The following is a 23,410-nucleotide window of genomic DNA, read 5'->3' as shown; positions in this document are numbered from 1 at the left end:
GGCAGGACACGCGCAGCCGGAGAGGGATGACCACCGTGACTCGACCCAGGATCCTGGTTGTGGGCGCAGGTTTCGCCGGAGTGGCGTGCGTCCGGCGGCTGGAACGCAGGCTCGCGCCCCACGAGGCGCGCATCACGCTGGTGACGCCGGTCTCCTACCAGCTCTATCTCCCGCTGCTGCCCCAGGTGGCCTCCGGTGTGCTGACCCCGCAGTCGGTCGCGCTGTCGCTGCGCCGGAGCACCAAGTACCGCACCCGGATCATCCCGGGCGGCGCCATCGGCGTGGACCTGCGGGCGAAGGTGTGCGTCATCCGGACCATCACCGACGAGATCGTCAACGAGCCGTACGACTACATCGTGCTGGCCCCCGGCAGCGTCACCCGGACCTTCGACATCCCGGGGCTGACGGACCACGCCTTCGGCATGAAGACGCTGGCCGAGGCCGCGTACATCCGCGACCACGTGATCGCCCAGCTCGACCTCGCCGACGCCAGTCACGATCCGGCCGAGCGCGCCTCCCGGCTGCAGTTCGTGGTGGTCGGCGGCGGCTACGCCGGGACCGAGACCGCGGCCTGCCTGCAACGGCTGACGCACGCCGCCGTCGAGCGCTACCCGCGCCTGGACCCGGGCCTGATCAAGTGGCACCTGATCGACATCGCCCCGAAACTCATGCCGGAGCTGGGCGAGAAGCTGGGCCGCAGCGCGCTGGAGATCCTCACCCGGCGGGGCATCGAGATCTCGCTCGGGGTGTCCATCGCGAAGGCGGGCCCGGAGGAGGTCACCTTCACCGACGGCCGGGTGGTGCCCACCCACACGCTGATCTGGACGGCCGGGGTGGTGGCGAGTCCGCTCATCGCCACGCTCGGCGCCGACACCGTGCGGGGGCGGCTCGCGGTCACCGCGGAGATGACCCTGCCGGGCTACGACGGCGTGTTCGCGCTCGGTGACTCCGCGGCGGTGCCCGACCTGGCGAAGGGCGAGGAGGGCGCCGTGTGCCCGCCGACCGCCCAGCACGCCCAGCGCCAGGGCAGGACGGTGGCCGACAACGTCATCGCGACCCTGCGCGGACAGCCGCTGCGCCGCTACACCCACCACGACCTGGGCCTCGTGGTGGACCTCGGCGGCACCGACGCGGTGTCCAAGCCGCTGGGCGTCGAGCTGCACGGGCTGCCCGCGCAGGTGGTGGCCCGCGGGTACCACCTGGGCGCCCTGCGCACCGGGGTCGCCAAGACGCGGGTGCTGACGAGCTGGATGCTGAACGCGGTGGCCGGCGACGACTTCGTCCGCACCGGGTTCCAGGCGCGCAAGCGCGCGAAGCTGCGCGACTTCGAGTTCACCGACGCCTATCTGACGCCGGAGCAGGTGCGGGCCCACGTCGAGGAGGAGGGCCGGCCGGTACGGTGATCCGGACGGCTGTGTGACGGTGCGGCGGGCCGGGCCGGAATCCGGCCCGTCGCTGGTGACGGGAGAGTGTGCGGGGGCGTGAACGCTGCGGGACGAGGGGTGCGGACCGGGCTGCGGGAGCGTTTCGTGGCGTCCGACCCCGGGCTGCTGCGGCTGACGTCCGCGCTGCGGACGGTGGGGGCCCTGGCCCTGACCCTGGCCGTGCTCGGTCTCGCGGGGGCGTCGACCAGCCTCATGGTGGCGGGAGCCATCTCCGCGATGGTCTCCACCTTCTCCATCCGGGAGCGCCGGCGCCCGGCCCAGGCGGTCACCCTGGCCCTCGGTCTGCCGGTGGCCCTGGCCTCGGTGTCGCTGGCCGCGCTGCTCAGCGAACGGGTCGTGGTGGGCGACCTCTGCTTCGTCGTGCTGATCTTCTGCGCGGTCTACGGGCGGCGGTTCGGCGACCGGGGCACGGCGCTGGGGCTGATCGCCTTCCAGGTCTACTTCCTGTCGCTGTTCGTGGGCGCCGACCCCGGTGGGCTGCCCGGACTGTGGGCGGCCATCGCCGTCGCGTTCGCGTGCAGCGCGCTGGCCCGGTTCGCCCTGGTGCCGGTGACGCCGACGGGCCTGATGGGGCGGCTGCGCGACGCCTTCCGGGCGCGGCTGGCGCAACTGGTGACGGCGCAGCTCGCGCTGCTCGACGCCGCTCCGGAGAACGCCGACAAGGCGCTGGAGGACCTGCGCGAGGGCACCGCCCGGCTGCACGAGACCGCCCTGATGATCCAGTCCCGGCTGGAGGAGGGCACGCCGGACGAGTCGGCGGCCCGGCTCGTGCAGCGCCGGGTCGCGGAGGCGGAGATCGCCGCCGAGCGGCTCGGCCTGCTGCTGCTGTCGGCCCGCAGCGCCCAGCGGGCGGACACCCTCACCCTGCACCTGCCCGGTGCGCCGGCACCCGAGGTGGGCCGGCTGCCGGGACCGGACGAGGCCGCGGCGGCGCTGCGCCGGGACCTGCTCGCGCTGCGCACGCTGATCCTGCACACCGGGACGCAGGGGACCGCGGTGGCCCATCTGCGCAACCGGCTGCTCGCCTACCGCGACGAGGAGAACCTGCCGCCCGCCTCCCGTGCCGTCCAGGACGTCTTCCGCGCCATCGGTGAGACCGGGCGGGCGGTGATGGGGCTGCGGGTCGCCCTGGACGGGCCGCAGGACGAGTCGGACGACACCCCGTCCACCGCCCGCTCGCGCGAGGAACTGGACGCCGAGGACGCCGCGATCGACGCCGGGGAGGAGACGGGCGACGCGGCGGAGGAGAAGGGCCTGCGGCGGCCGACCACGAGGGCGGCCGTGCAGGTGGCGGTGGGCTCGTCGCTGGCGATCGTCGGCGGCGAGCTGCTGTCGGCGCACCGCTGGTACTGGGCGGTCCTCACCTGCTGGATCGTCTTCATCAACACCGCGTCGACGGGCGAGATCCTGGTCAAGGGCTACCGGCGGCTGCTGGGCACGGTGTTCGGTGTCGTCGCCGGGATGCTGCTGGCCGCCGTGGTGGGCCGGAACACCTGGGCGGCGTTCGCCCTGGTGCTGCTGCTGATCTTCGCGATGTTCTACACGGCGCCGCTGTCCTACACGCTCATGTCGTTCTTCGTCACCGCGATGCTGGGCCTGCTCTACACCCTGCTGCACACCTACAGCTGGGAGGTGCTGGTGCTGCGCCTGGAGGAGACGGCCCTGGGGGTGGCCTGCGGGGTGGTCGCGGCGGCCCTGGTGCTGCCGATCCGCACCGACCGGCGGACCAACGAGCTGCTGGGCACGGTGCTGGAGCGGCTCGCCGAGGTGACGGAGGCGGCGGCGGCGCAGCTGAGCGGCGGGGCCGTGACGGACCTGCTGGAGAAGTCGCGGGAGCTGGACCAGGCGCTGGGCGACCTGCGCTCGGCCACCAAGCCGCTCACCCACCCGGTCACCCCGCTGCGGGCCCGGCGCGCCAACGCCCGGTACGTGGTGGCCCTCCTGGAGACCTGTGCCTACCACGCCCGGGCGCTGGCGGCGACGGCCGAGCTGCTGCCCGCCCATCCGTCCATCGCCGCGGACCCGCGGCTGAGCGGGGCGGCGGGGCGGACGGTGCGCAACATCCAGGCGATCGCCGCCCGGGTCGCCCAGGAGGACACCACCGCGAAGATCGAGACGGGTCCGAGCATCGCCTCGCTGCTGGAGGGGCTGGCGGCGGACGGCACCCCGCGGTTCGGCCGGGTCACCGACCGCGTGCTGCGGCACCTGCAGCGGCTGGACGAAGCCGTCCTGGGCCTCGCCCGGCCGCTGGGGGTGCCGCTCGCGCAGGCGGACCGGTGAGGACGGGCGGGCGCCGCCGCCGGGTGAGGTGAGGGACGCCGCCGGCGGGCGGCGCGCAGGCGCGCGCGAGGCGGGTCCGGCCGGTCCCCGCCGCGGGGGCGGGCCGGTGGGGGGCGGCGGCTCCGCCGGGCGGGGCGACACGGCGACGCGGGCGGCCCGGCACGGCGGACGACGCGGCCACACCGCACGACCGGCCGCACTGGACGACCGGCCACGGCGGGCGGTCGGCCACGGCGGACGGCCCACAACGGCGGGCGGCCCACCACGGCGGACGACCGCGGCCCGGCCACCCGGGGTTGCCGGGCGGCCGGGCCGGGCGGCCGGACCGATGAGGCCGGTGGGACCGGAGGGGCCGGAGGGGCCGGGGGCCAGAAAGCGGGAGGCCGGGACCGGGACCGGTGAGGCCGCCCCCGGCACACACTGCGGGGGCGTCCGCCCCTCAGAAGTCGGTGGGCAGTCCGCTGGCGGCGGCGATGCCGCGCAGTTCCTCGTTCTGCCGGTGGCGGTCCCTGATGTAGTCGGCGATCTCTCCCAGGCGGTTGGGGTCGGCGGCGGTCTGGGCGTCGGTGACGACACGGACCGGGCCGGTGTCGTCCACCTCGAGTTCGACCACCTCGTTGTCCAGGCGGCCGGTGACGGCGGTCGCGATGACGAGGGCGGCCTCGTCGCGGACCTCCTGGGGCAGTTCGTCGTCCCCGCCGTCGAGGGCGAGGTCGAGGCCGGACAGGCGGTGCTCCTCGATCGCCTCGAGGACCGGCTCCACCACTCGGAGCAGAAGCCGGTAGTCCTCGGTGTCCATCCGGACGCGCAGGAGGTCGAGGTAGACGTCCACGGGCCGGCCTTCCGGGGGGATCTCGGATTCGCTCATGGCACGCGGGTTCCCCGCATCCGGCTCGTCATACGGCCGCCGCCGCATCGGGGAGCGGCGGCGGACCAGCCGGGCCCCCGGTACGGCGGTGTCAGACGCGGCGCCAGCGGGCCAGGGCGAAGGAGAACACGCCGAACAGCACCAGTCCGGCGGCGACGGCCACCAGCAGCCACGGCCCGGCGGGGGTGTCCGCGAAGCTGCGGAGCGTGTCGTCGAGGCCCTTGGCCCGGTCGGGCTCGTAGTCGACGGCCGCCCGGACGGCGAACGCCCCGGCCGCGGCGAACACCAGGCCGCGGGCGATGCCGCCGCCCACGCCCGTCACGTCGACGAGGGTCCGGGCGCGGCGCCCGAGCTCGCCGAGACGCAGTTCGTCGTGGTACGTGCGGCGGGCGGCCCGCACCCCGATCCACACCCCGGCGCCGGCCACGACGGCTCCGCCCAGGGCGACCAGCCACGGGCCGGCGGGGAGTTCCAGGGCGCGGGCGGTGACGTCCCGGGACTGCCGGTCGCTCGATCCGCTGCCGTTGTCCCGGTCCAGGGCGAACGCCAGGACCGAGACGGCGACGAACGCGTAGAAGCCGCAGCGGGCCGCGGAGGCGAGCCGTTTGCGGGCCTTGCGGCCGTTCCTGCCGGAAGCGCCGAAGAGAGTCTCGGTCAGGCGCCACACGGCCATGCCGACCAGTCCGATGCCGAGCGCCCACAGCAGGACGGCGCCGAACGGCTTGTCGGCGAGTTCGGCCAGGGCCCCGCCCCGGTCGGCCTGCCGTTCGCCGTCGCCGAAGGCGATCCGCAGGGCCAGCACGCCGACCAGCAGGTAGATGACGCCCCGGGCGGTGAGACCGGCGCGCGCGGCGCCCTCCCGCACCGACCCGTTCGCGGCCCGCCGGGCGTCCGTGCGGCCTCTGCGGGCCAGCGTCCCCAGGTTCATGAGCCCCCCACGTCGTTCCTCGTGCCCCCCTTCGGGACATCGGCAGACATCCGGATGCCCCGGTCTCCGGCGCGCACACGTGGGGCGCCGGACGGCGGTCCGGCGCCCCACGTGTCACGCGGTCGCGCTCAGTCGGCGGCCAGGGCCGCGGGGCGCGGGCCGGCGGTGTCCCCGGAGGTCCCCAGCCACCGGTGCGCGGTCTCCAGGGCCTGCCGCACGTCCCGGGTGCCGGTGGACACGCACAGCGTGTAGGCCACGTCACGGACCCGGGGGTTCGGCCCGGCGGGGCCGGGCAGGGTGTCGGCGCCCACGAGGGCCTCGTACTCGTCGACGAGACGGCGCAGCACGACGGGGTGTGGCTTCAGCATGGGATTCGTTCTCCGGTCCGTGGGACGAGGGCGTCCGTGTCGTACGAGGGGTGGGACGAGCCGCGCGGGCCGCGCGAGGCCGACCGTGCGGGTGGTGCGGTGGTACGGGTGGTGCGGGTGGCGGGGCGGTCCGTGCGAGTGGTGCGGGCCGCCCGGTCGCTGCCCGGGGGATCAGGCGCTGGGCGACGGGCCCGTGGAGCCGCGGCGGCCGGGACGCTGCCCCATCGCCTCGGCGCGCACCCGGGCGCAGCTGCGGCTGATCAGGCGGGAGACGTGCATCTGGGAGATGCCCAGCCGGTCGGCTATGCGGCTCTGGGTCATGTCCTCGAAGAACCGCATGTAGAGGATGGCGCGCTCGCGCTCGGGCAGGCGGCGCAGGCCCTCCTTGGCCGACTCGCGGTCGATGACCGTGTCGTAGGAGCTGTCCGAGGCGCCCAGCGTGTCGGCCAGGCTGTATCCGTCGTCCTCGGTGGACAGCTCCGCGTCGAGCGAGAGGGTGCTGAAGCTCTCCAGGGCCTCCATCCCGGCACGGACCTCCTCCTCGGTCAGCCCGGTGTGGGCGGCGAGGTCCGCGACCGAGGGTTCGGGGCTGCCGGGGTGCTGGGTCAGTTCGCGGCGGGCGACCCGCACCTTGTTGCGCAGTTCCTGCACCCGGCGCGGCACCCTGAGGGCCCACATGCGGTCCCGGAAGTGCCGCTTGACCTCGCCGGTGATGGTCGGGACGGCGTAGCTCTCGAAGGCTCCGCGGGCCGGGTCGAAGCGGTCGATGGCCTTCACCAGGCCGAGCGCGGCGACCTGGCGCAGGTCCTCGACGGACTCGCCGCGGTCGCGGAAGCGGCCGGCGATGCGGTGCGCCATGGGCAGCCACGCGGTGACGAGCTCGTCGCGCACGGCGTCCCGCTCCGGTCCGTCCTCCAGGGCTGCCAGGCGGTGGAACAGGGCGGCGGTGTCAGGGGCGTCGTCGTGCCGCCTGCGGGGACGGGCCGTCTCGGCGGGCTGGGTCGCGGGGCGGGCGGCCGGGGTGTCAATGAGCATTGCGGTATCGCTCCCGAGCGGTGGTTGGGGGGTTCTACCGCGGGACGCGGACGCGGTGACCCGGAGGGGGTTCACAGCAGTCACAGCGGTCCCGCTGGCGCGCCTCCGGTCCGAAGCACGAAACTCCGGTTGCCCCGCCCCCAAACGAACAAACACCCCTGTGCCGGACAATCGTCGGAAGCGTTCCGGAGCCCGTGACGCCGGACGCCGGGCGTCACGAGAGGGGCACCACGGCGGTGATGCACTTGCCGCCGGTGGGCAGGTCGGCCACGAGCACGTCGCGCGAGAGGCGGCAGACGATGGGCCAGCCGTGACCGCCGGGCCGCCGGCCTCCGCGCGCCCGCTCGGCGGCGGTCCGGGTCACCGGGAGTTCGTCGCTGCGGTCGCTCACCGAGACGCGGACCGACGGCCCGGTGACGTCGACCCGGACCTCGGTGACGCCTCCGCCGTGCAGGATGGCGTTGGTGGTCAGTTCGGACGCGACGAGCAGCGCGTCGGAGAGGGCGTCGGCGTCGCACTGGGCGGTCCGGCACTGCTCGGACACCGCGCGGGCGACGGCTTCCCGGACGTCGCCCGGCCGGCACGGGGAGGTGCGCCGGACCGGGCCGTGGTCCGGCGGATCGGCAACGGGCAGGGTGGCATGCGCCTCTCGCATCCTCGGGCTCCCTGGTTCTCGGTCGGATCGGCGGCTCGCCCGGTCGGACGGATGCCGCGTTCTTCCCTTTTCGGCTCACCTGTCCCGGTGGCGGCAAACCTCCCGGGCCCCCATCCGGGCGCCCTGTCATGCGGGCGGCGGACGGGGGTACCCGGCCGTACATGACCGATGTGGTGGACTCGGACGAACTGCTGCGGCGCATCCAGCGGGCCCGGGCCCGGGCGGCGCAGGAGGAACGCGCGCTGCGGTCCGGGAACGGCTCCGGGGCCGACGACGGAGGGCCGGCCGGTGACGCCGAGGCCCGCAGAGTGGCCTACGAGGTGGTCCTGACCGTCCTGGACGAGATCCTCACCCCGGGCCGGCGCACCGTACGCGACTGAGCCGGGCGGCGGGCGGGAGCACCGGCGGAATGTCTCCGTCCGGCCCGGGCACCCGGCACGCATGACTGCCGACCACCACCGGGCACCGGTGCTCGAAGCGCTGCAGGAATACCGCCGCACGGGCCAGCTGGCCTTCACTCCGCCGGGACACAAGCAGGCCCGCGGAGCCGACCCCGCGGTGCGCGAGGTCCTCGGCGACGCGGTGTTCCTCGGCGACGTCCTGGCGTCCGGCGGCCTGGACGACCGGCTCACCCGGGGCCGCGTCCTGCAGCAGGCGCAGGAGCTGATGGCGGACGCGGTGCACGCCGACCACACCTTCTTCAGCACCTGCGGCAGCTCCCTGTCGGTCAAGGCGGCGATGCTGACGGTGGCCGGTCCGCACCAGAAGCTGCTGATCGGGCGGGACGCCCACAAGTCCGTGGTCTCCGGCCTGATCCTGTCCGGCATCGAGCCCGTCTGGGTGGAGCCCCGGTGGGACGCCGGACGGCACATCGCCCATCCCCCGTCGGCGGCCGAGTTCGAGCGGGCGTTCGAGGAGCACCCGGACGCGCGCGGCGCGCTCATCACCAGCCCGACGCCGTACGGGGCCTGCGCGGACCTGGCCGCCGTGGCCGAGGTGTGCCACCGGCGCGCGCGCCCGCTGATCGTGGACGAGGCGTGGGGCGCCCATCTGCCCTTCCACCCGGACCTGCCGTCGTGGGCGATGGACGCGGGCGCCGACATCTGCGTGACCAGCATCCACAAGATGGGCAGCGGCCTGGAGCAGGGGTCCGTCTTCCACCTGCGGGGCGACCTGGTGACACCGGCCCTGCTCGGGATCACGGCCGACCTGCTCGACACCACGAGCCCGTCGGTGCTGATCCACGCCGGGCTGGACGGCTGGCGGCGGCAGATGGCCCTGCGCGGCGAGGAGCTCATGGGTGCCGCGCTGGAGCTGTGCGGCGAGGTGCGGGCGGCGATCGGGGAGATCGACGGGATGCACGTCGACGACCGCGCCGACTACTGCGGCCCGGGCCGTGCGGACGCCTTCGACCCGCTGCCCTGCGTCATCGACCTCGACGGACTGGGCATCAGCGGGTACACGGCGGCCGACTGGCTGCGCGAGCACCGCAGCGTCGACGCCCATCTCGCCGACCACCGCCGGATCGGCATGCAGCTCACCCACGCCGACGACCGGGAGACGACCGGTCAGCTGCTGGCGGCGCTGAAGGACCTCTCGCGGGCGGCGCCCAACCTGCCGCGGGGGCCGCGGGTCGAGGTGCCGAGCCCGGGCGAGCTGCGCCTGGAGCAGGCCCTGCTGCCGCGCGACGCGTTCTTCGGCCCGGCCGAGGAGGTACCCCTCGCCGAGGCCGCCGGCCGGGTCGCGGCCGAGATGATCACGCCCTACCCGCCGGGCATCCCGGCCGTGCTGCCCGGCGAGCGGCTGAACGAGCCCGTGCTGCGCTACCTGCGGACGGGCCTCGACGCGGGCATGTACCTGCCGGACCCGACGGAGCCGTCGCTGGAGACGATCCGGGTCGTCGGCGAGCGTGCGGCGTGAGTCCCGGGCGTCCGCCTCCCGGGAGCTCGCGACCGGGACGGCACGCCCCTGGGGGAGCACCGGAAGCGGAAGGCAGCCACGGAAGCGGCCGCGAAAGTGAAACGGGTCACGTGACCGGGTTCCGGTTCCCACAAAGCGCCGGGTTTGGTTTATCGTTCATCTACACGTGGTCACGGAGTCGACGCGCGGTCCTCCGGCACCACTCCTTACGGCCCTGGCTGGTTTCCCCCGTCCAGCCAGGGCTTTTTCATGCCCGCCCCCGGACCCCGCCTCGGACCGGTCCCCCTCCCCGACGTGCCCCGGGCGCCCGGGGCGGCTCCAATGGAGGAGAGAGCAAGAAGGCCAGAGAACGGGAAGCGGGGGAACACGCCCCGGAACCGTCCGTACGGCTAGGAGCGCCGCGCCATGACCCAAGCGATCAAACTCCTGACCGCCCTCCCGCCTCCCCAGCGCGAACGCCTGATGACCCTCGCGCGGGAGGTCCACTTCCCCGAGGACACCAGGATCTTCGAATCGGGCGGCACCGCCGACCGTTTCTGGGTCATCCGGTCCGGCGCGGTCTCCCTGGACCAGCGGATCAACCACCTGCACCGCACCACGGTCGCCGGCCTCGGCTCGGGCGACCTGCTCGGCTGGTCCTGGCTCTTCCCCCCGTACCGCTGGGACTTCGGCGCCGTGGCCTTCAGCCAGGTGCGCGCCTACGAGTTCGACGCGGCGGCCGTGCTCGGCCTGTGCGAGCAGGACCCGCCCCTCGGGCTGACACTGGTGCGCGCGGTCGCGGAGATCCTCGCCCACCGGCTGGAGATGACCCGCGGCCAGTTGCTGGAGCAGTACGCGCTGCACCGGCGGGGCGTGGTGCCGTAGAGCCGGCGTCGGGCCCCGGGCGCCGCGGAAGGCCGCCGAGGTACGGCCGCGGGACGGCCGGCGAGATACGGCCGCGGGACGGCACGCCGGTCGTCCGGTACGGCCGACGGCAGCGGGTACGCCGACGGCGCGGTGCCGGCCGGGCGCCGCGCACGGCGGGCGCGTCAACTGCCCGCCAGCAGGCTCACTCCCAGGACGATCATGGTCGCGGCGACCAGGCCGTCCAGCACCCGCCAGGCCGCGGGGCGGGCGAGGAAGCGGCTCAGCAGCCGGGCGCCGAAGCCCAGGGCGGCGAACCAGCAGACGCTGGCCAGCACGGCCCCCAGGCCGAAGCTCCAGCGCAGCGGGCCGTGGTCGGCGGCCACCGAACCGAGCAGGAACACGGTGTCCAGGTACACGTGGGGGTTGAGCCAGGTCATCGCGAGGCAGGTGAGTACCGCCCGGCGGCGCGATCCGGCCGCCTCCCCCTCGGTGCGCAGCCCGTCCGCCTCCGGCCGGACGACCCGGCGTGCCGCCAGGGCGCCGTAGCCGAGCAGGAACAGTCCGCCGACCCAGCCCACCGCCGTCAGGGCCCCCGGCCACGCGACCACGACCGCGCCGATGCCCGCCACACCCAGCGCGATCAGGGCGGCGTCGGACAGGGCGCAGATGCCGACGACGGCGAGGACGGCGTGGCGGCGCACCCCCTGGCGCAGCACGAAGGCGTTCTGCGCGCCGATGGCCACGATCAGGGACAGGCCGGTGCCGAAGCCGGCGGCGGCGGTGGTCAGGCTGCTCGTCATGGGAAAGGACGCTAGTCGCGGCCGGTACGTGCAGTACAGCTAAGGATTCTTACGTACCCTTAGCGATTGTGATGCCGAAGCCCTCACCACCGGTTTCCTCCGAGCCGCCCGCGACCGGTCCCCCCGCCGCCCGCGGGTCCGGCGGCCCGCCCTCCCCCGCGTCGGAACTGCCGCTGGACCAGGTCAGGACCCTGCTCGCGGTGGTCGACGAGGGGACCTTCGAGGCGGCCGCGGCCGTCCTGCACGTGACGCCGTCCGCGGTCAGTCAGCGGGTCAAGGCCCTGGAGCAGCGCACCGGCCGGGTCCTGCTGCTGCGCACCAAGCCGGTGCGGCCCACGGAGTCGGGCCAGGTGCTGGTGCGGCTGGCCCGGCAGGTGGGGCTGCTGGAGCGGGACGCGCACGCCGAACTGGGCCTCAGCGGCACCGGCCGGGCCACGCGGGTGCCGGTGGCGGTCAACGCGGACTCCCTGGCGAGCTGGTTCCTGCCCGCTCTCGGCCGGGTGCCGCCCGAGGCCCGGATCTGCTTCGAGCTGCGCCGGGAGGACGAGGGCCACACGGCCGCGCTGCTGCGGGAGGGCACGGTGATGGCCGCGGTGACCTCCTCGCCCGAGGCGGTCCCGGGCTGTTCGGTCCGGCACCTGGGGCGGATGCGCTACCTGCCCGTCGCGCACCCGGACTTCACCGCACGGCACCTCGACGGGCCGCTGCGCGAGGTGCTGCCGGGGGCGCCGGTGATCGTCTTCGACCGGCTGGACGACATCCAGGACGGATTCGTCCGGCGGGTCACCCGCGGACGCTCGGAAGCGAGCGCCGACCGGCACTGGATCCCGACCTCGGAGGGGTACGCCGACGCCGTCGCCGCGGGACTGGGCTGGGGCATGGTTCCCGAGGCGCAGGCCGTCCCGCTGCTGCGGGCCGGGCGGGTCGTCCGCTTCGCCCCGCAGCTCCACGTGGACGTGTCCCTGTACTGGCAGCAGTGGAAGCTGGACTCCCCGGCCCTGGCCGCGCTGGCCGGGGCGGTCACCGCGACGGCGGCGGAGGCACTGCGCCCCTGACGGGACCGGCCGTGCGGACCGCGCCGGACGGTCCCCGGCGGCCCGGTCCGGGCGCGCCCCCGGCCGGACGTCCGCCGGGCGCCTCCGGTGCCTGCGTCGGCTCCGCGCCCGGCCCGCCGTCCGGTCGTTCCGCCGGCGTGCCCCCGGCGTCCGGTGTGCCGGCGGCGCGCAGGCGGCCGGCCGCGCTGTCCAGCAGCATGTCCAGCGCCGTCGGATACGCGCTGGTGACCATGCGGGCCGCCAGCAGCGGGGCCACCTCGGCGATGCGGGGGTGGGTGGCGGCCGACAGCCGGGCGTAGGTCGACTGCCACATGTCCTCGTCGGCGCGCCGGGCGTCACCGGGCAGGGCCAGGGACGCGGCGTCCAGGGCGGCGAAGCCCAGGGTGGTGTCGATGAACGCGTGGTAGACGCGGACCGTCTCCTCCCGGGAGAAGCCCGCCGAGCGCAGGATGTCCAGCACGGCCTCGTCGGCGGCGAGTTCGTTGGCGCGGCCTGAGACCCGGCTGGCGGTGAGCACCGCGGCCTGCGGGTGGGAGACGTAGGCCGCGTGGATGCGCAGCCCGACGGCGCGCAGGTCGGCCCGCCACCGGCCCGTCGGCCGCCAGCCGCTCAGCGCGCGGCCGACGAGCGCGTCCCCGAGGGCGAGCGTCAGGTCGTCCATGCCGCGGAAGTACCGGTACAGCGTGCTCGGATCGCAGTCCAGCGCGAGGCCGAGCCGCCGGGCCGTCAGGCCGGTGCTGCCGTGCTCGCGCAGCAGGCGCAGCGCGGTGTCGACGATCAGCGCCTCGGACAGCACCCGCCCGCTCCTGGTCGGCCGGCGGCGCCGCCGCTTCTCCTCCGGAACCACCCGCTTGGCCATCTCCGCTCCTCCCGCCGCCCGGCACCGGACGTGCCCCACGGGCCGGCGCCCCGCGCGCGGCCCTTATGCCAACACGATTGACCTTACGTCGCCGCGAGGCGTTGTATCTGCCCCACAGGAGCTCCTCGTATCGTCCTGATACGTCACGGAAAGGGAGTGTTCGTCATGCGCGTACTACTGGTGGGAGCGGGCGGGGTGGGGACCGCCATCACCCGGGTGGCGGCCCGGCGGCCGTTCTTCGAACGGATGGTGGTCGCCGACTACGACCCGGCCCGCGCACAGGCCGCCGTGGCCGCGCTCGGCGAGCGGGGCGGCCGGTTCCGCGCCGAGCGGGTCGACGCCGGCGACCAGGCGCAGGTGGCGGCCCTGCTGCGGGAGCACGCGTGCGACGTGCTGCTCAACGCCACCGACCCGCGGTTCGTGATGCCGCTGTTCCGTGCCGCGCTGGACGCCCGGGCCACCTATGTCGACATGGCGATGTCGCTGTCCCGGCCGCATCCCGAACGGCCGTACGAGGAATGCGGGGTCAAGCTGGGCGACGAGCAGTTCGCCCTGGCGGCGGACTGGGAGCGGGCGGACGCGCTCGCTCTCGTCGGCATGGGGGTGGAACCGGGCCTGTCGGACGTCTTCGCCCGGTACGCGGCCGACGAACTCTTCGACCGGATCGACGAGATCGGGATCCGGGACGGTTCGAACCTCACCGTGGACGGTTACGACTTCGCCCCGTCCTTCAACATCTGGACCACCATCGAGGAGTGCCTCAACCCGCCCGTCGTGCACGAGGCCGGCCGCGGCTGGTACACCACCGAACCGTTCAGCGAGCCCGAGGTGTTCGACTTCCCCGAGGGCATCGGACCGGTGGAATGCGTGAACGTCGAGCACGAGGAGGTTCTCCTCGTCCCCCGCTGGATCGACACCGGCCGGGTGACCTTCAAGTACGGCCTGGGCCGCGAGTTCATCGACACCCTCCGGACCCTGCACCTGCTGGGCCTGGACAGCACCGAGCCGGTGACCGTGCCGGGCCCCGGCGGGCCGGTGGCGGTCTCGCCGCGGGACGTGGTGGCCGCCTGCCTGCCCGACCCCGCGACCCTGGGCGAGCGGATGCACGGCAAGACGTGCGCCGGGACCTGGGTGCGGGGGGTCCGGGACGGGAAGCCGCGCGAGGTGTACCTCTACCACGTCGTCGACAACCAGTGGTCCATGGCGGAGTACGGCTGTCAGGCGGTGGTGTGGCAGACCGCGGTCAACCCGGTCGTCGCCCTCGAACTCCTCGCCACCGGCGCCTGGTCGGGGAGCGGGGTGCTCGGCCCGGAGGCGTTCCCGGCCCGGCCGTTCCTGGACCTGCTGAACGACTACGGCTCCCCCTGGGGTCTGCGGGAGCAGTGAGCGTGACCGCCGCCGCGGTTTCGCCCGGTATCGACAGGTCACCCGAAAAGGAGTAAGGCATCCCATGGTGCGGATCTACTGCGATCGCAGGTGACTTTCGATGGACAACTGGCGGAATCGCGCGGCCTGCCGGACCGAGGACCCCGACCTGTTCTTCCCGATCGGCACGTCCGGCCCGGCCCTGCTGCAGACGGAGCAGGCCAAGGCGGTGTGCCGGCGCTGCCCCGTCCAGCAGCAGTGCCTGGACTGGGCCCTGGAGACCGGTCAGTCCATCGGCGTGTGGGGCGGCACGAGCGAGAACGAGCGGCGCGCCCTGAAGCGGCGCGCGGCGGCGCGGCGGACGTCCGGCTGACCGGGAAGCGGTCCGGGAGGGCCGGCCCGCTCAGCGTCCGGTCCGGCGCAGTGGCCCCCAGGGGTGATCCTGGCGGGCCACTTCGCGCCTCGCCTCCTCGATGACGCGGTCGGCGATCCGGCACAGCGGACGGATGTCGGCCACCAGCGGCTCGTTGTCGGGCCCGCGGCCGACCTCCCGGCCGGTGAGGATCCAGCAGCGCACCCCCGGGCCCTTGTCGTGCGGCAGGTGCGCGTAGTCGTACAGCCTGCGGGCGACCCACAGGCGCACCGGCCGGTCCCGCCACCAGCCTTCGACGTCCAGGGGGTTGGCCGACAGACCCGGCATGGCCACCCCCGTCAGGTCGTCGACGCTGGACGCGGCCCGCAGGTCGGCCGCCGGGCCCCGGGACCACCGGACGTACAGCCGGCGGTCGCGCTCCACGAGCCGGACGAGACCGTCGAGCGAGCGCACGACCGGCAGGTCGTCCCAGGTGCTCATACGGCCTCCTTCCGGCCCGGCGGACGCGATCGGCGGAACAGGTACCCGCTCGACAGGGACGGGAACCGGCCCGTCTGGCGCACGAACCAGCCGACCGCCACGGAGGCGACGGGCGCCCGCCGCCGTGCCCGCCACCGGGCACGGCAGTACGCTCGCGGAACACCTGACCCGACCGGAAAGGGGTCCGAGCATGACCGTGCGGGTGCGCCGGGTCTACGAACCGCCACAGCCGGAGGACGGACTCCGGGTCCTCGTCGACCGGCTGTGGCCGCGGGGGCTGGCCAAGGACGCGGCCCGGGTGGACGAGTGGCCCAAGGACCTCACCCCGTCGACGGAGCTGCGCCGCTGGTACCACGCCGAGGAGCGGCCGTACGGGGAGTTCCGGGCGCGGTACGAGGCGGAGCTGGCCGCGCCGGGGGCCGCCGGGCTCCTCGACGGGCTGCGGCGGTCGGCGCGGGAGGGCGACGTGACGCTGCTGACGGCGTCGAAGTGGCCGGAGCGCAGTCACGCCGAGGTCCTGCGGCGGCTGTTGGAGGACTGATCGCGGAGGCGGGCCGGGGCCGTGCGCTCCCCGGCCCGCTCCCCGTCACTCAGGCGGTGCCGTCGGCGGCGGCCCGTCCCGCGGCCCGTCCCGAGAAGAGGCAGCCGCCGAGGAACGTGCCCTCCAGGGCGTTGTACCCGTGCACCCCGCCCCCGCCGAAGCCGGCGACCTCGCCGGCCGCGTACAGGCCGTCGACGGGGCGGCCGTCCGCGCCGAGGGCGCGGGAGTCGAGGTCGGTCTGGATGCCGCCGAGGGTCTTGCGGGTCAGGACGTGCAGCTTGACGCCGATCAGCGGCCCCGCCGACGGGTCGAGGATGCGGTGCGGGGACGCCACCCGGCCGAGGCGGTCACCGAGGTAGCGGCGGGCGTTGCGGATGCCCTGCACCTGGGCGTCCTTGGCGTAGGCGTGCGCGATCTGCAGGTCCCTGACCTCGATCTGCCGGCGGATGTCGGCGGCATCGAGCAGCGGCTCGTGGGTGAGCGCGTTCATCTTCTCCACCAGCTGCTCCACGGTCGGCGCGGAGACGAAGTCGGCGCCCCGGCGCAGGAAGGCGTCGACCGGCCCGGGAGCGCCCTTGCCCAGCACCCGTTCGCGCAGGAAGGCGGCGCGGTCCTTGGCCGTGATGTCCGGGTTCTGTTCGGAGCCCGACAGCGCGAACTCCTTCTCGATGATCTTCTGGGTGAGCACGAACCAGGAGTGGTCGTACCCGGCGATGTCCTCGGTGGTGCGCAGGTGCCGGAGCGTGCTCAGGGTGTCGTAGCCGGGCAGGCAGGGCGCGGGCAGCCGGCGGCCGAGTGCGTCGAACCACATCGAGGAGGGTCCGGGCAGGATGCGGATCCCGTGACCCGGCCAGACGGGGTCCCAGTTCCGCACGCCCTCGGTGTAGTGCCACATGCGGTCCCGGTTGACCAGCCGGGCGCCCGCCCGGGCGCTGATGTCGAGCATCCGCCCGTCGACGTAGGCGGGGACGCCGGTGACCATCTCGCGGGGCGGGGTGCCGAGCCGCTCGGGCCAGTACCGGCGCACGATGTCGTGGTCGGCGCCTATGCCTCCGCTGGTGACGATCACGGCCTGGGCGGTGAGTTCGAACTCACCGGCCGCCTCACGGCTGGAGGCGACGCCCCGGGGCGCGTCGTCGGGTGCCAGCACGGTGCCGCGCACGCCGTGGGCCCGGCCGTCCGTCATGACCAGGTCGTCGACGCGGTGGCGGTGGTGGAAGGTGAGCAGCCCGTCGCGCGCGGCCTGCCGGGCGGAGCGGACGAAGGGGTCGACGACACCGGTGCCGGTGCCCCAGGCGATGTGGAAGCGGGGCACGGTGTTGCCGTGGCCGTCGGCGCGCAGGTCGCCGCGCTCGGCCCACCCCACGGTGGGCAGGAACGTGATGCCGTGGCCGTTCAGCCAGGACCGCTTCTCGCCCGCCGCCCACTCGACGTACGACCGTGCCCAGCGGACCGCCCAGCTGTCCTCGTCGTCGAGCCGGTCGAAGCCCGCGCTGCCCCGCCAGTCGCTCCAGGCGAGGTCGAAGGAGTCCTTGATGCGCAGGCGCCGCTGTTCGGGCGAGTCGACCAGGAACAGCCCGCCGAAGGACCAGAAGGCCTGTCCGCCGAGGTTGGCGGCGTTCTCCTGGTCGACGAGGGCGACCCTGCGCCCCCTGCTGGTCAGTTCGTGGGCCGCGACGAGGCCCGCGAGTCCTGCTCCGACGACGATGACGTCGGCGTCCATGGCGACCGTCCCTTCCTTGGTCCGGGCCGCTGCGCGGCCGGCTCGGCGCTGCCGTCGGTGAGCAGCGCGGTCAGCAGTTGTCCCAGCAAGGCGCGGGCACCCGTCGTGTCCCGGTCCAGCAGCAGCCGGGTGGTGACGCCGTCGTAGGCGGCGACCACGGCGTGCGCGGCACCGTCGGCGTCGCCGAGCACGGCGGGCAGCGGCGTGCCGGCGCGCCGGAGCCGGTCCGCGATGGCCCGGCGCAGCCGGTCCCGGTGCTCCAGCAGGCCGCGCGCCACGTCGGGACGGCGGGCGGCGTGCACCAGGAAGTCGGTCTTCACCAGCAGCCAGTCCCGGTCGAGCAGCAGCACCTCGGTGACCCGGTCGACGGCGGCCGTGACGTCGAGGGCGGGTCCGTCCTGGGCGAGGGCCTCGGCGACCTGGTCGGCGAGGAGGCCGGCCCGCTCGCGGTAGAGCGCGAAGAACAGCTCGTCCAGGGTGGCGAAGTTGGAGTAGAAGGCGCCCCTGGTGTACCCGGCGGCCGTGCAGATCTCCTCGATGGAGACCCGTCCGAAGCCCTTGTCGGCGAACACCGCGAAGGCGGCGGTGAGGAGGCCGGCGCGGGTGCGCGCGCGGCGTCCGGTGACGCGGCCGTCCGCGCCTGGTGGTGGCATGCCCCCTCCTCCCCGCCGTTCGATACGAGAACGTATCCGATACAGCCGTGCATCCGATACCGCCGTGCATCCGATACCGCCGTGCATCCGATACGGCCGTGCGTCTGCGGCCGTATATCCGAAGGCCCGCGCGCCCCCGGCTTCTGCGGCGGTCCGGGCCCGCGCTCCGGAACGAACACCTCCTCGACTAGAACGCCTTTTCGATTCGGCGTACGCTGGAGCCATGACCACGCACCACCCCGAAGCGCTCCGGGCACTCCAGGGATCGCTCTTCGACCAGACGGACGAGGTGCGGCTCGGCCCCCTCGACGGGGTGCGCCGCACGCCCCTGGGACACGGCGCCTGGATCGACGTGCTGCCCGGCTGGCTCCACGGATCCGATGCGCTGTTCGGGCGGCTGGCCGCCGAGGTGCCCTGGCGGGCCGAGCGCCGCCGGATGTACGACCGGACCGTGGACGTGCCGCGGCTGCTGTCCTCCTACGGCGCCGGCGACCCGCTGCCGCACCCCGTGCTGGACGAGGCGCGGGACGCCCTCGGGCGGCACTACGCCGACGAGCTGGGCGAGCCGTTCGCCACCGCCGGGCTCTGCTACTACCGCGACGGCCGGGACAGCGTCGCCTGGCACGGCGACCGCATCGGGCGGGGCGCCCGGGAGGACACCATGGTGGCGATCCTCTCCGTGGGCACGCCCCGCGACCTGCTGCTGCGGCCGGTCGGCGGCGGCCGGACGGTGCGCCGCCCGCTCGGGCACGGCGACCTGATCGTGATGGGCGGCTCCTGCCAGCGCACCTTCGAGCACGCCGTGCCCAAGAGCACCCGCGCCACCGGGCCGCGCATCAGCGTCCAGTTCCGCCCGCGCGGGGTCAACTGACCCGCGGGGCGCACCGGAAGCCTGTCCTCCCCCGTCGCGCTCCCCCACACTGGGCCGCACACCGTACGGGGAGGGACCATGGGCGCGGATCCCGGGCGGCCGGACGGCACCGGACGGCGCGGCGAACTGGACGTGCTGCGGGCCCTCGTGGTCGTCGGCCTGGTCTTCTTCCACGCCGCCCTGGTCTTCTCCCCCGACGACGACTTCTACGTCAAGAACGCCGAGACCACCGGCGCCGTGACCGTGCTCGCCGGTTTCGGCGTGGTGTGGGCCATGCCCATGCTCTTCCTCGTCGCGGGGCTGGGCGCGCGGCACTCCATCCGCCGCCGCGGGCCGCGGGGGTTCGCCCGCGAACGCCTGCTGCGCCTCGGCGTCCCCCTGGTCTTCGGCACCGTCGTGCTCTGTCCCCTCCCCCAGTGGCTGCGGCTGCGCGCCGCCGAACCCGGTGACGACACGTCGTACTGGGCCTTCTGGCCCCGGTTCCTCGGCGTGCGCCCGGACCTCGCGGACTTCCCGTTCGTCCTGGACGGGGAGCACTTCGAGACCGGGCACCTGTGGTTCGTCGTCCTGCTGCTCACCTTCAGCCTGCTGCTCGCCCCCGGCGCCGGCCGGCTCGCGGGCGCGGCCGACCGCGCGGTGCCCGCGCTGCGGCGCCGGCCCGCGCTGCTCCTGCTGCCCGCGCTGCCACTGGCCGCGGTCAACGCGCTGCTGGGCATGGAGGAGGGCTTCGCGGGCTGGAACCGCTGGGCCTACCTGCTGTTCCTCCTGTACGGCTTCGCCCTCGCCGACGACGTCCGGGTCCGGGACGCGACCCGCCGGGTGCGGGTGCCGGCCGGGCTGCTCGGTCTGGCGCTGTTCGCCGGGACGGCACCCGGGTTCATCGCGGGGAACGACCCGTTCACCGCGTGGACACCGTCCGCCGTGACCACCCGGGCCCTGTTCGGAGCCGCGGGCTGGTGCTGGGTGCTGGCCCTCCTGGGGCTGCTGGACCGGCGCCGCGCACGGCCCGGCGGCTCCCCGGCCGACCCGCCGGAGGGCGGGCGGCCCGCCACCGCCTCCCGCCGGGCCGCCCTCCTGCGGTACCTCGCCGTCGCCGCCCTCCCCCTGTACGTCCTGCACCAGCCGGTGGTGGTCGCCCTCGCCTACGGCGTGACCGGATGGCGGGCGCCGATCGCCGTCGAGTACGCGGTCATCGTGACCGGCTCGCTGGCGGTGATCCTCGTGGTGTACGAGGCCGGGGTGCGCCGCAGCCGCGCCACCCGGTTCCTGTTCGGAATGCGTCCCCCCTCCCCCGGACCGCCCGCCCGCACCCCGGCGCCCTGACCCGCTCTCCCCGGCGCCGCGTCGCCTCCGGGGCGGGCGCCGGCCGGCACCGCCCCGCCGGACGGGTGGCGGGCCCAGGTGCGCCGCCGGGTATGTTCGACCACGACCGTGCCGCCGCGGTGGCCCCCGCCGACGCCCCGGCGGTCCTTGGACGGCGGCCTGCTGCCCGGGCCCGGGCCCGTACCCCGCGGGCCGGTGCGCGCCGCGCCCCCGAACGCCCGCGAGCAGGCCCCATAGGCTGGCAGCACGACCACCGCGAGAGGACGACCCGCGACCCATGGCCCTGCAGATCAACGCCACCAACCCGGAGCACCCCGCGCTGCTGCTGGAACTGCCGTGGCACCTCCCCCTGGAGGAGTGGCCCGAGGAGTACCTGGTGCCGCTGCCGCGCGGCATCTCCCGGCACGTGGTGCGCTACGCCCGGGCCGGCGACGAGGTGGTCGCGGTCAAGGAGCTGGCCGAGCGTCCCGCCCAGCGCGAGTACGGGCTGCTGCGCGACCTGGACCGGATCGACATCCCGGCGGTGGATCCGCTCGCGGTGGTCACCGGCCGCACCGACGCCGCCGGGGAGCCGCTGGAGAGCGTCCTGGTCACCCGGCACCTGGCCGGCTCGCTGCCGTACCGGTCGCTGTTCGAGACGACCCTGCGCCCGGCGACCATGCACCGGCTGATGGACGCCCTGGCCGTGCTCCTGGTGCGGCTGCACCTCGCCGGGTTCGCGTGGGGCGACTGCTCGCTGTCCAACACCCTGTTCCGGCGGGACGCGGGCGCCTACGCCGCCTACCTCGTCGACGCGGAGACCGGCGACCTGCACCCGGAGCTGACCCACGGGCAGCGCGACTACGACCTGGAGCTCGCCCGGGTCAACATCAGCGGCGAGCTGATGGACCTGGAGGCGTCCGGGGCGCTGCACCCCTCCGTCGACCCGGTCGAGTTCGGCTCGGAGATCTGCGCCCGCTACGAGGGCCTGTGGCAGGAGCTGACCCGCACCTCGGTGTACCCGGCGGGCAAGTACCACTACATCGAACGCCGCATCCGGCGGCTGAACGCGCTCGGGTTCGACGTCGCGGAGATGCAGATCGAGCACTCCCCGCTCGGCGACTCCGTGACCTTCGTGCCCAAGGTGGTCGACGCCGGGCACCATCCGCGTCAGCTGCTGCGCCTGACCGGGCTCGACGCCGAGGAGAACCAGGCGCGGCGGCTGCTGAGCGACCTGGAGAGCTGGATGGCGACCCAGGACGACTACGCCCCGGAGGACGGCGCGCCGGGCGGGGAGCGGTCCAACGGCGGCGGCGCCCGCACCGAGGTCCTCGCCCACCGCTGGGTGCGTGAGGTCTTCCGGCCCACCGTGCGGGCCGTCCCGCCGGAGCTGCGGGGCGGGATGGACCCGGCGGAGATCTACCACGAGCTCCTGGAGCACCGCTGGTACCTGTCGGAGCGGGCCCAGCACGACATCGGCCTGGACACGGCGGTCGCCGACTACATCGAGAACATCCTGCCCAGGACCCGGTCGGTGCCGGGACCTGCCGGGGACTGAGTGCCGGGCGGCCGGGAGCGGGCCGGACGGGCCCGCTCCCGACGTCCCTCAGCCCTGGGGCACCACGGCCACCGGGCAGTCCGCGTGGTGCAGCACGCCGTGCGCGACCGAACCGATGCGGGCGCCGACGGCGGTGCGCCGGGCGCGCCGGCCGACGACCATCAGCTGGGCGCTGCCGGCCACCGACAGCAGCACCTGCCCGGCGCTGCCCATCTCCACGTGCTCGACGACCTGCACGTCCGGGTGGCGCTCGCGCCACGGAGCGAGCGCCGCCGCCAGCGCCTGCCGCTCGTACGGCTCCAGCCCGCCCGCCTCGTCCATCAGCCGCAGCGCGCCGGGGCTGTAGGCGAACACCGGGGGCAGCGTCCAGGCCCGCACGGCCCGCACCGTGGCGCCGCGCGCGGCGGCGGTGCGGAAGGCGAAGTCCAGCGCGGCGGCGCTGTCCTGGGGGTCGCCCTGCTGGCCGACGACGATCTCGCGTCCGGCGACCTCGGCCGAGGGCCGGTCCTCGGCCCGGACCAGCACGACCGGGCTCGGCGCGTCGACGATGACCTGCTGGCCGACGGAGCCGACCAGGAAGCCCATGATGCGCCCGTGCCCGCGCGAGCCCAGCACCAGCATCTCCGCGTCCGCGGCCACCTCGACCAGGGTCTCCACGGCGTCCCCCTCCAGGGCGTCGCCGCTCACCTCGAGACCGGGGTGCCGCCCGGTGACCTCGCGCACGGCCTCCGCCACGGAGTCGCGCACCCACTGCTCCTGGGTGGCGGCGTCCCCCGCGTCGACCGTGTCGTACGCCTGGAACCGCCAGGCGTGCACCACCCGCAGGGGCAGCCCACGGCGGATCGCTTCGCGCGCCGCCCAGTTGAGTGCGGCGAGGCTCTCCCCGGTTCCGTCCACCCCTGCCGTGATCGGGCGCGTCATGCGGCCCCTCCCTGGTTCTCCGGTCGGTCTGTACGCGGCGGGCCGGTCCGTCCCCCGCGCGGGTCCAGTCTTCCCTACGCTGTGCGGATGGTTCTGCGGTGGGAGCAGGTGGTGGTGGACGCGGCCGACCCGCACGCCCTCGGGCGCTGGTGGGCCGAGGCTCTCGGCTGGGTGGTGGTGGACGAGTCGGCCGACGAGCTGGAGATCCGTCCGGCACCGGACCGGCTGCCGGGGCTGCTGTTCGGCTCGGACCCGGGCCGCAAGACGGTGAAGAACCGCCTCCACCTGGACTTCCGGCCGGACGACCGGGACGCGGAGGTGGCCCGGCTGCTCGCCCTGGGCGCCCGGCACGCCGACGTCGGCCAGAGCGGCGAGGAGCCCTGGGTGGTGCTCGCCGACCCCGAGGGCAACGAGTTCTGCGTGCTCGCGCCCCGCCGCGGCCCGGCGCCCGGCGCAGGCTGAGCGGACCCGCACGCGGGCCCCTACGATGGGCTGAGTCGGCGCGGTGACCGACGTCGCAGCGGGGTCCGCCGTGCCGGACCCGACCACGCGATGTGGGGGACC

The 23,410-nt window shown here is 74.9% G+C and carries 22 protein-coding genes and 2 pseudogenes; 13 read left to right on the top strand and 11 right to left on the bottom strand.

Annotated features, from left to right (window positions below; translation table 11 throughout):
• Window positions 1-26 precede the first annotated feature (26 nt).
• Window positions 27-1,403 carry an NAD(P)/FAD-dependent oxidoreductase gene (locus ACSU53_RS28735; protein WP_437032425.1) on the top strand — a complete coding sequence of 459 codons (1,377 nt, stop codon included), beginning with the start codon at window positions 27-29 and terminating at the stop codon, window positions 1,401-1,403.
• 78 nt (window positions 1,404-1,481) lie between these two features.
• Window positions 1,482-3,725, top strand: coding sequence for an FUSC family protein (locus ACSU53_RS28730; protein ID WP_437032424.1), 2,244 nt, complete (start codon window positions 1,482-1,484; stop codon window positions 3,723-3,725).
• Window positions 3,726-4,164: 439 nt separating this feature from the next.
• On the opposite strand, the gene ACSU53_RS28725 is transcribed toward ACSU53_RS28730, so the two are convergent.
• The 5 genes from ACSU53_RS28725 to ACSU53_RS28705 form a co-directional block, all read right to left on the bottom strand.
• Window positions 4,165-4,593, bottom strand: coding sequence for a hypothetical protein (locus ACSU53_RS28725; protein WP_437032422.1), 429 nt, complete (start codon window positions 4,591-4,593; stop codon window positions 4,165-4,167).
• A gap of 91 nt (window positions 4,594-4,684) precedes the next feature.
• On the bottom strand, window positions 4,685-5,521 hold the full coding sequence (locus ACSU53_RS28720; protein ID WP_437032420.1) for a DUF1206 domain-containing protein: 837 nt from the start codon (window positions 5,519-5,521) through the stop codon (window positions 4,685-4,687).
• Window positions 5,522-5,649: 128 nt separating this feature from the next.
• Window positions 5,650-5,889, bottom strand: a complete 240-nt coding sequence (locus ACSU53_RS28715) for a DUF5133 domain-containing protein (protein ID WP_437032418.1) — start codon at window positions 5,887-5,889, stop codon at window positions 5,650-5,652.
• Between the two features lie 171 nt (window positions 5,890-6,060).
• Window positions 6,061-6,924 (bottom strand): SigB/SigF/SigG family RNA polymerase sigma factor, encoded by an 864-nt coding sequence (locus ACSU53_RS28710; protein WP_437032416.1) that lies wholly within the window; start codon window positions 6,922-6,924, stop codon window positions 6,061-6,063.
• Between the two features lie 214 nt (window positions 6,925-7,138).
• The gene (locus ACSU53_RS28705; RefSeq protein WP_437032413.1) at window positions 7,139-7,579 is read right to left on the bottom strand and encodes an ATP-binding protein; all 441 of its coding nucleotides are present in this window, start codon (window positions 7,577-7,579) and stop codon (window positions 7,139-7,141) included.
• 161 nt (window positions 7,580-7,740) lie between these two features.
• On the opposite strand from ACSU53_RS28705, the gene ACSU53_RS28700 reads away from it, so the two are divergent.
• From ACSU53_RS28700 to ACSU53_RS28690, 3 genes are all read left to right on the top strand, one after another.
• The gene (locus ACSU53_RS28700) at window positions 7,741-7,959 is read left to right on the top strand and encodes a hypothetical protein (protein ID WP_437032412.1); all 219 of its coding nucleotides are present in this window, start codon (window positions 7,741-7,743) and stop codon (window positions 7,957-7,959) included.
• Window positions 7,960-8,020: 61 nt separating this feature from the next.
• Window positions 8,021-9,499: an aminotransferase class I/II-fold pyridoxal phosphate-dependent enzyme gene (locus ACSU53_RS28695; protein WP_437032411.1), complete on the top strand. Its 1,479-nt coding sequence runs from the start codon at window positions 8,021-8,023 to the stop codon at window positions 9,497-9,499.
• Window positions 9,500-9,904: 405 nt separating this feature from the next.
• Window positions 9,905-10,363, top strand: a complete 459-nt coding sequence (locus ACSU53_RS28690; protein ID WP_437032409.1) for a cyclic nucleotide-binding domain-containing protein — start codon at window positions 9,905-9,907, stop codon at window positions 10,361-10,363.
• Window positions 10,364-10,527: 164 nt separating this feature from the next.
• Here ACSU53_RS28690 and ACSU53_RS28685 read toward each other — a convergent pair whose 3' ends face one another.
• Complete coding sequence (locus ACSU53_RS28685; protein ID WP_437032407.1) at window positions 10,528-11,145, bottom strand: LysE/ArgO family amino acid transporter; 618 nt, start codon at window positions 11,143-11,145, stop codon at window positions 10,528-10,530.
• A gap of 71 nt (window positions 11,146-11,216) precedes the next feature.
• On the opposite strand from ACSU53_RS28685, the gene ACSU53_RS28680 reads away from it, so the two are divergent.
• Window positions 11,217-12,200 (top strand): LysR family transcriptional regulator ArgP, encoded by a 984-nt coding sequence (locus ACSU53_RS28680; RefSeq protein WP_437032405.1) that lies wholly within the window; start codon window positions 11,217-11,219, stop codon window positions 12,198-12,200.
• 151 nt (window positions 12,201-12,351) lie between these two features.
• On the opposite strand, the pseudogene ACSU53_RS28675 reads toward ACSU53_RS28680, so the two are convergent.
• A pseudogene (locus ACSU53_RS28675) lies at window positions 12,352-13,059 on the bottom strand (TetR/AcrR family transcriptional regulator); the annotation flags it as partial.
• Window positions 13,060-13,224: 165 nt separating this feature from the next.
• Here ACSU53_RS28675 and ACSU53_RS28670 point away from each other — a divergent pair.
• Together ACSU53_RS28670 and ACSU53_RS28665 are read left to right on the top strand one after the other, a co-directional pair.
• A complete protein-coding gene (locus tag ACSU53_RS28670) occupies window positions 13,225-14,445 on the top strand; it encodes a saccharopine dehydrogenase family protein (protein WP_437032403.1) in 1,221 nt (406 codons plus the stop codon).
• A gap of 100 nt (window positions 14,446-14,545) precedes the next feature.
• Entirely contained in the window at window positions 14,546-14,797 is a 252-nt protein-coding gene (locus ACSU53_RS28665) for a WhiB family transcriptional regulator (RefSeq protein ID WP_437032401.1), read from the top strand.
• Window positions 14,798-14,827: 30 nt separating this feature from the next.
• Here ACSU53_RS28665 and ACSU53_RS28660 read toward each other — a convergent pair whose 3' ends face one another.
• Window positions 14,828-15,277 (bottom strand): DUF6098 family protein, encoded by a 450-nt coding sequence (locus tag ACSU53_RS28660; protein ID WP_437032399.1) that lies wholly within the window; start codon window positions 15,275-15,277, stop codon window positions 14,828-14,830.
• Window positions 15,278-15,467: 190 nt separating this feature from the next.
• Between ACSU53_RS28660 and ACSU53_RS28655 the strand changes: the two genes are divergently transcribed.
• Window positions 15,468-15,818, top strand: coding sequence for a DUF488 domain-containing protein (locus ACSU53_RS28655; RefSeq protein ID WP_437032397.1), 351 nt, complete (start codon window positions 15,468-15,470; stop codon window positions 15,816-15,818).
• 49 nt (window positions 15,819-15,867) lie between these two features.
• On the opposite strand, the gene ACSU53_RS28650 is transcribed toward ACSU53_RS28655, so the two are convergent.
• Window positions 15,868-17,541: an FAD-binding dehydrogenase gene (locus tag ACSU53_RS28650; protein ID WP_437032396.1), complete on the bottom strand. Its 1,674-nt coding sequence runs from the start codon at window positions 17,539-17,541 to the stop codon at window positions 15,868-15,870.
• Window positions 17,542-17,579: 38 nt separating this feature from the next.
• A pseudogene (locus ACSU53_RS28645) lies at window positions 17,580-18,194 on the bottom strand (TetR/AcrR family transcriptional regulator); the annotation flags it as partial.
• Between the two features lie 223 nt (window positions 18,195-18,417).
• Here ACSU53_RS28645 and ACSU53_RS28640 point away from each other — a divergent pair.
• The 3 genes from ACSU53_RS28640 to ACSU53_RS28630 all read left to right on the top strand — a co-directional run bounded on the left by ACSU53_RS28640 (window position 18,418) and on the right by ACSU53_RS28630 (window position 21,925).
• On the top strand, window positions 18,418-19,065 hold the full coding sequence (locus ACSU53_RS28640) for an alpha-ketoglutarate-dependent dioxygenase AlkB (protein WP_437032394.1): 648 nt from the start codon (window positions 18,418-18,420) through the stop codon (window positions 19,063-19,065).
• A 78-nt stretch (window positions 19,066-19,143) separates the two neighbouring features.
• Complete coding sequence (locus tag ACSU53_RS28635) at window positions 19,144-20,388, top strand: acyltransferase family protein (RefSeq protein WP_437032393.1); 1,245 nt, start codon at window positions 19,144-19,146, stop codon at window positions 20,386-20,388.
• Window positions 20,389-20,665: 277 nt separating this feature from the next.
• Window positions 20,666-21,925, top strand: coding sequence for a DUF4032 domain-containing protein (locus ACSU53_RS28630; RefSeq protein WP_437032391.1), 1,260 nt, complete (start codon window positions 20,666-20,668; stop codon window positions 21,923-21,925).
• A 48-nt stretch (window positions 21,926-21,973) separates the two neighbouring features.
• Here ACSU53_RS28630 and ACSU53_RS28625 read toward each other — a convergent pair whose 3' ends face one another.
• Window positions 21,974-22,846 (bottom strand): universal stress protein, encoded by an 873-nt coding sequence (locus ACSU53_RS28625; protein ID WP_437032390.1) that lies wholly within the window; start codon window positions 22,844-22,846, stop codon window positions 21,974-21,976.
• Window positions 22,847-22,933: 87 nt separating this feature from the next.
• Here ACSU53_RS28625 and ACSU53_RS28620 point away from each other — a divergent pair, with 87 nt between their 5' ends.
• Window positions 22,934-23,308 carry a VOC family protein gene (locus ACSU53_RS28620; protein WP_437032388.1) on the top strand — a complete coding sequence of 125 codons (375 nt, stop codon included), beginning with the start codon at window positions 22,934-22,936 and terminating at the stop codon, window positions 23,306-23,308.
• Window positions 23,309-23,410: the final 102 nt, after the last annotated feature.

It is taken from the genome of Streptomyces sp. enrichment culture (assembly GCF_964273255.1).
In the GTDB taxonomy this organism is placed as follows: Bacteria; Actinomycetota; Actinomycetes; order Streptomycetales; family Streptomycetaceae; genus Streptomyces.
Note: the sequence above shows the minus strand (reverse complement) of the source record. Positions and strands in the feature narration are given on the sequence as shown.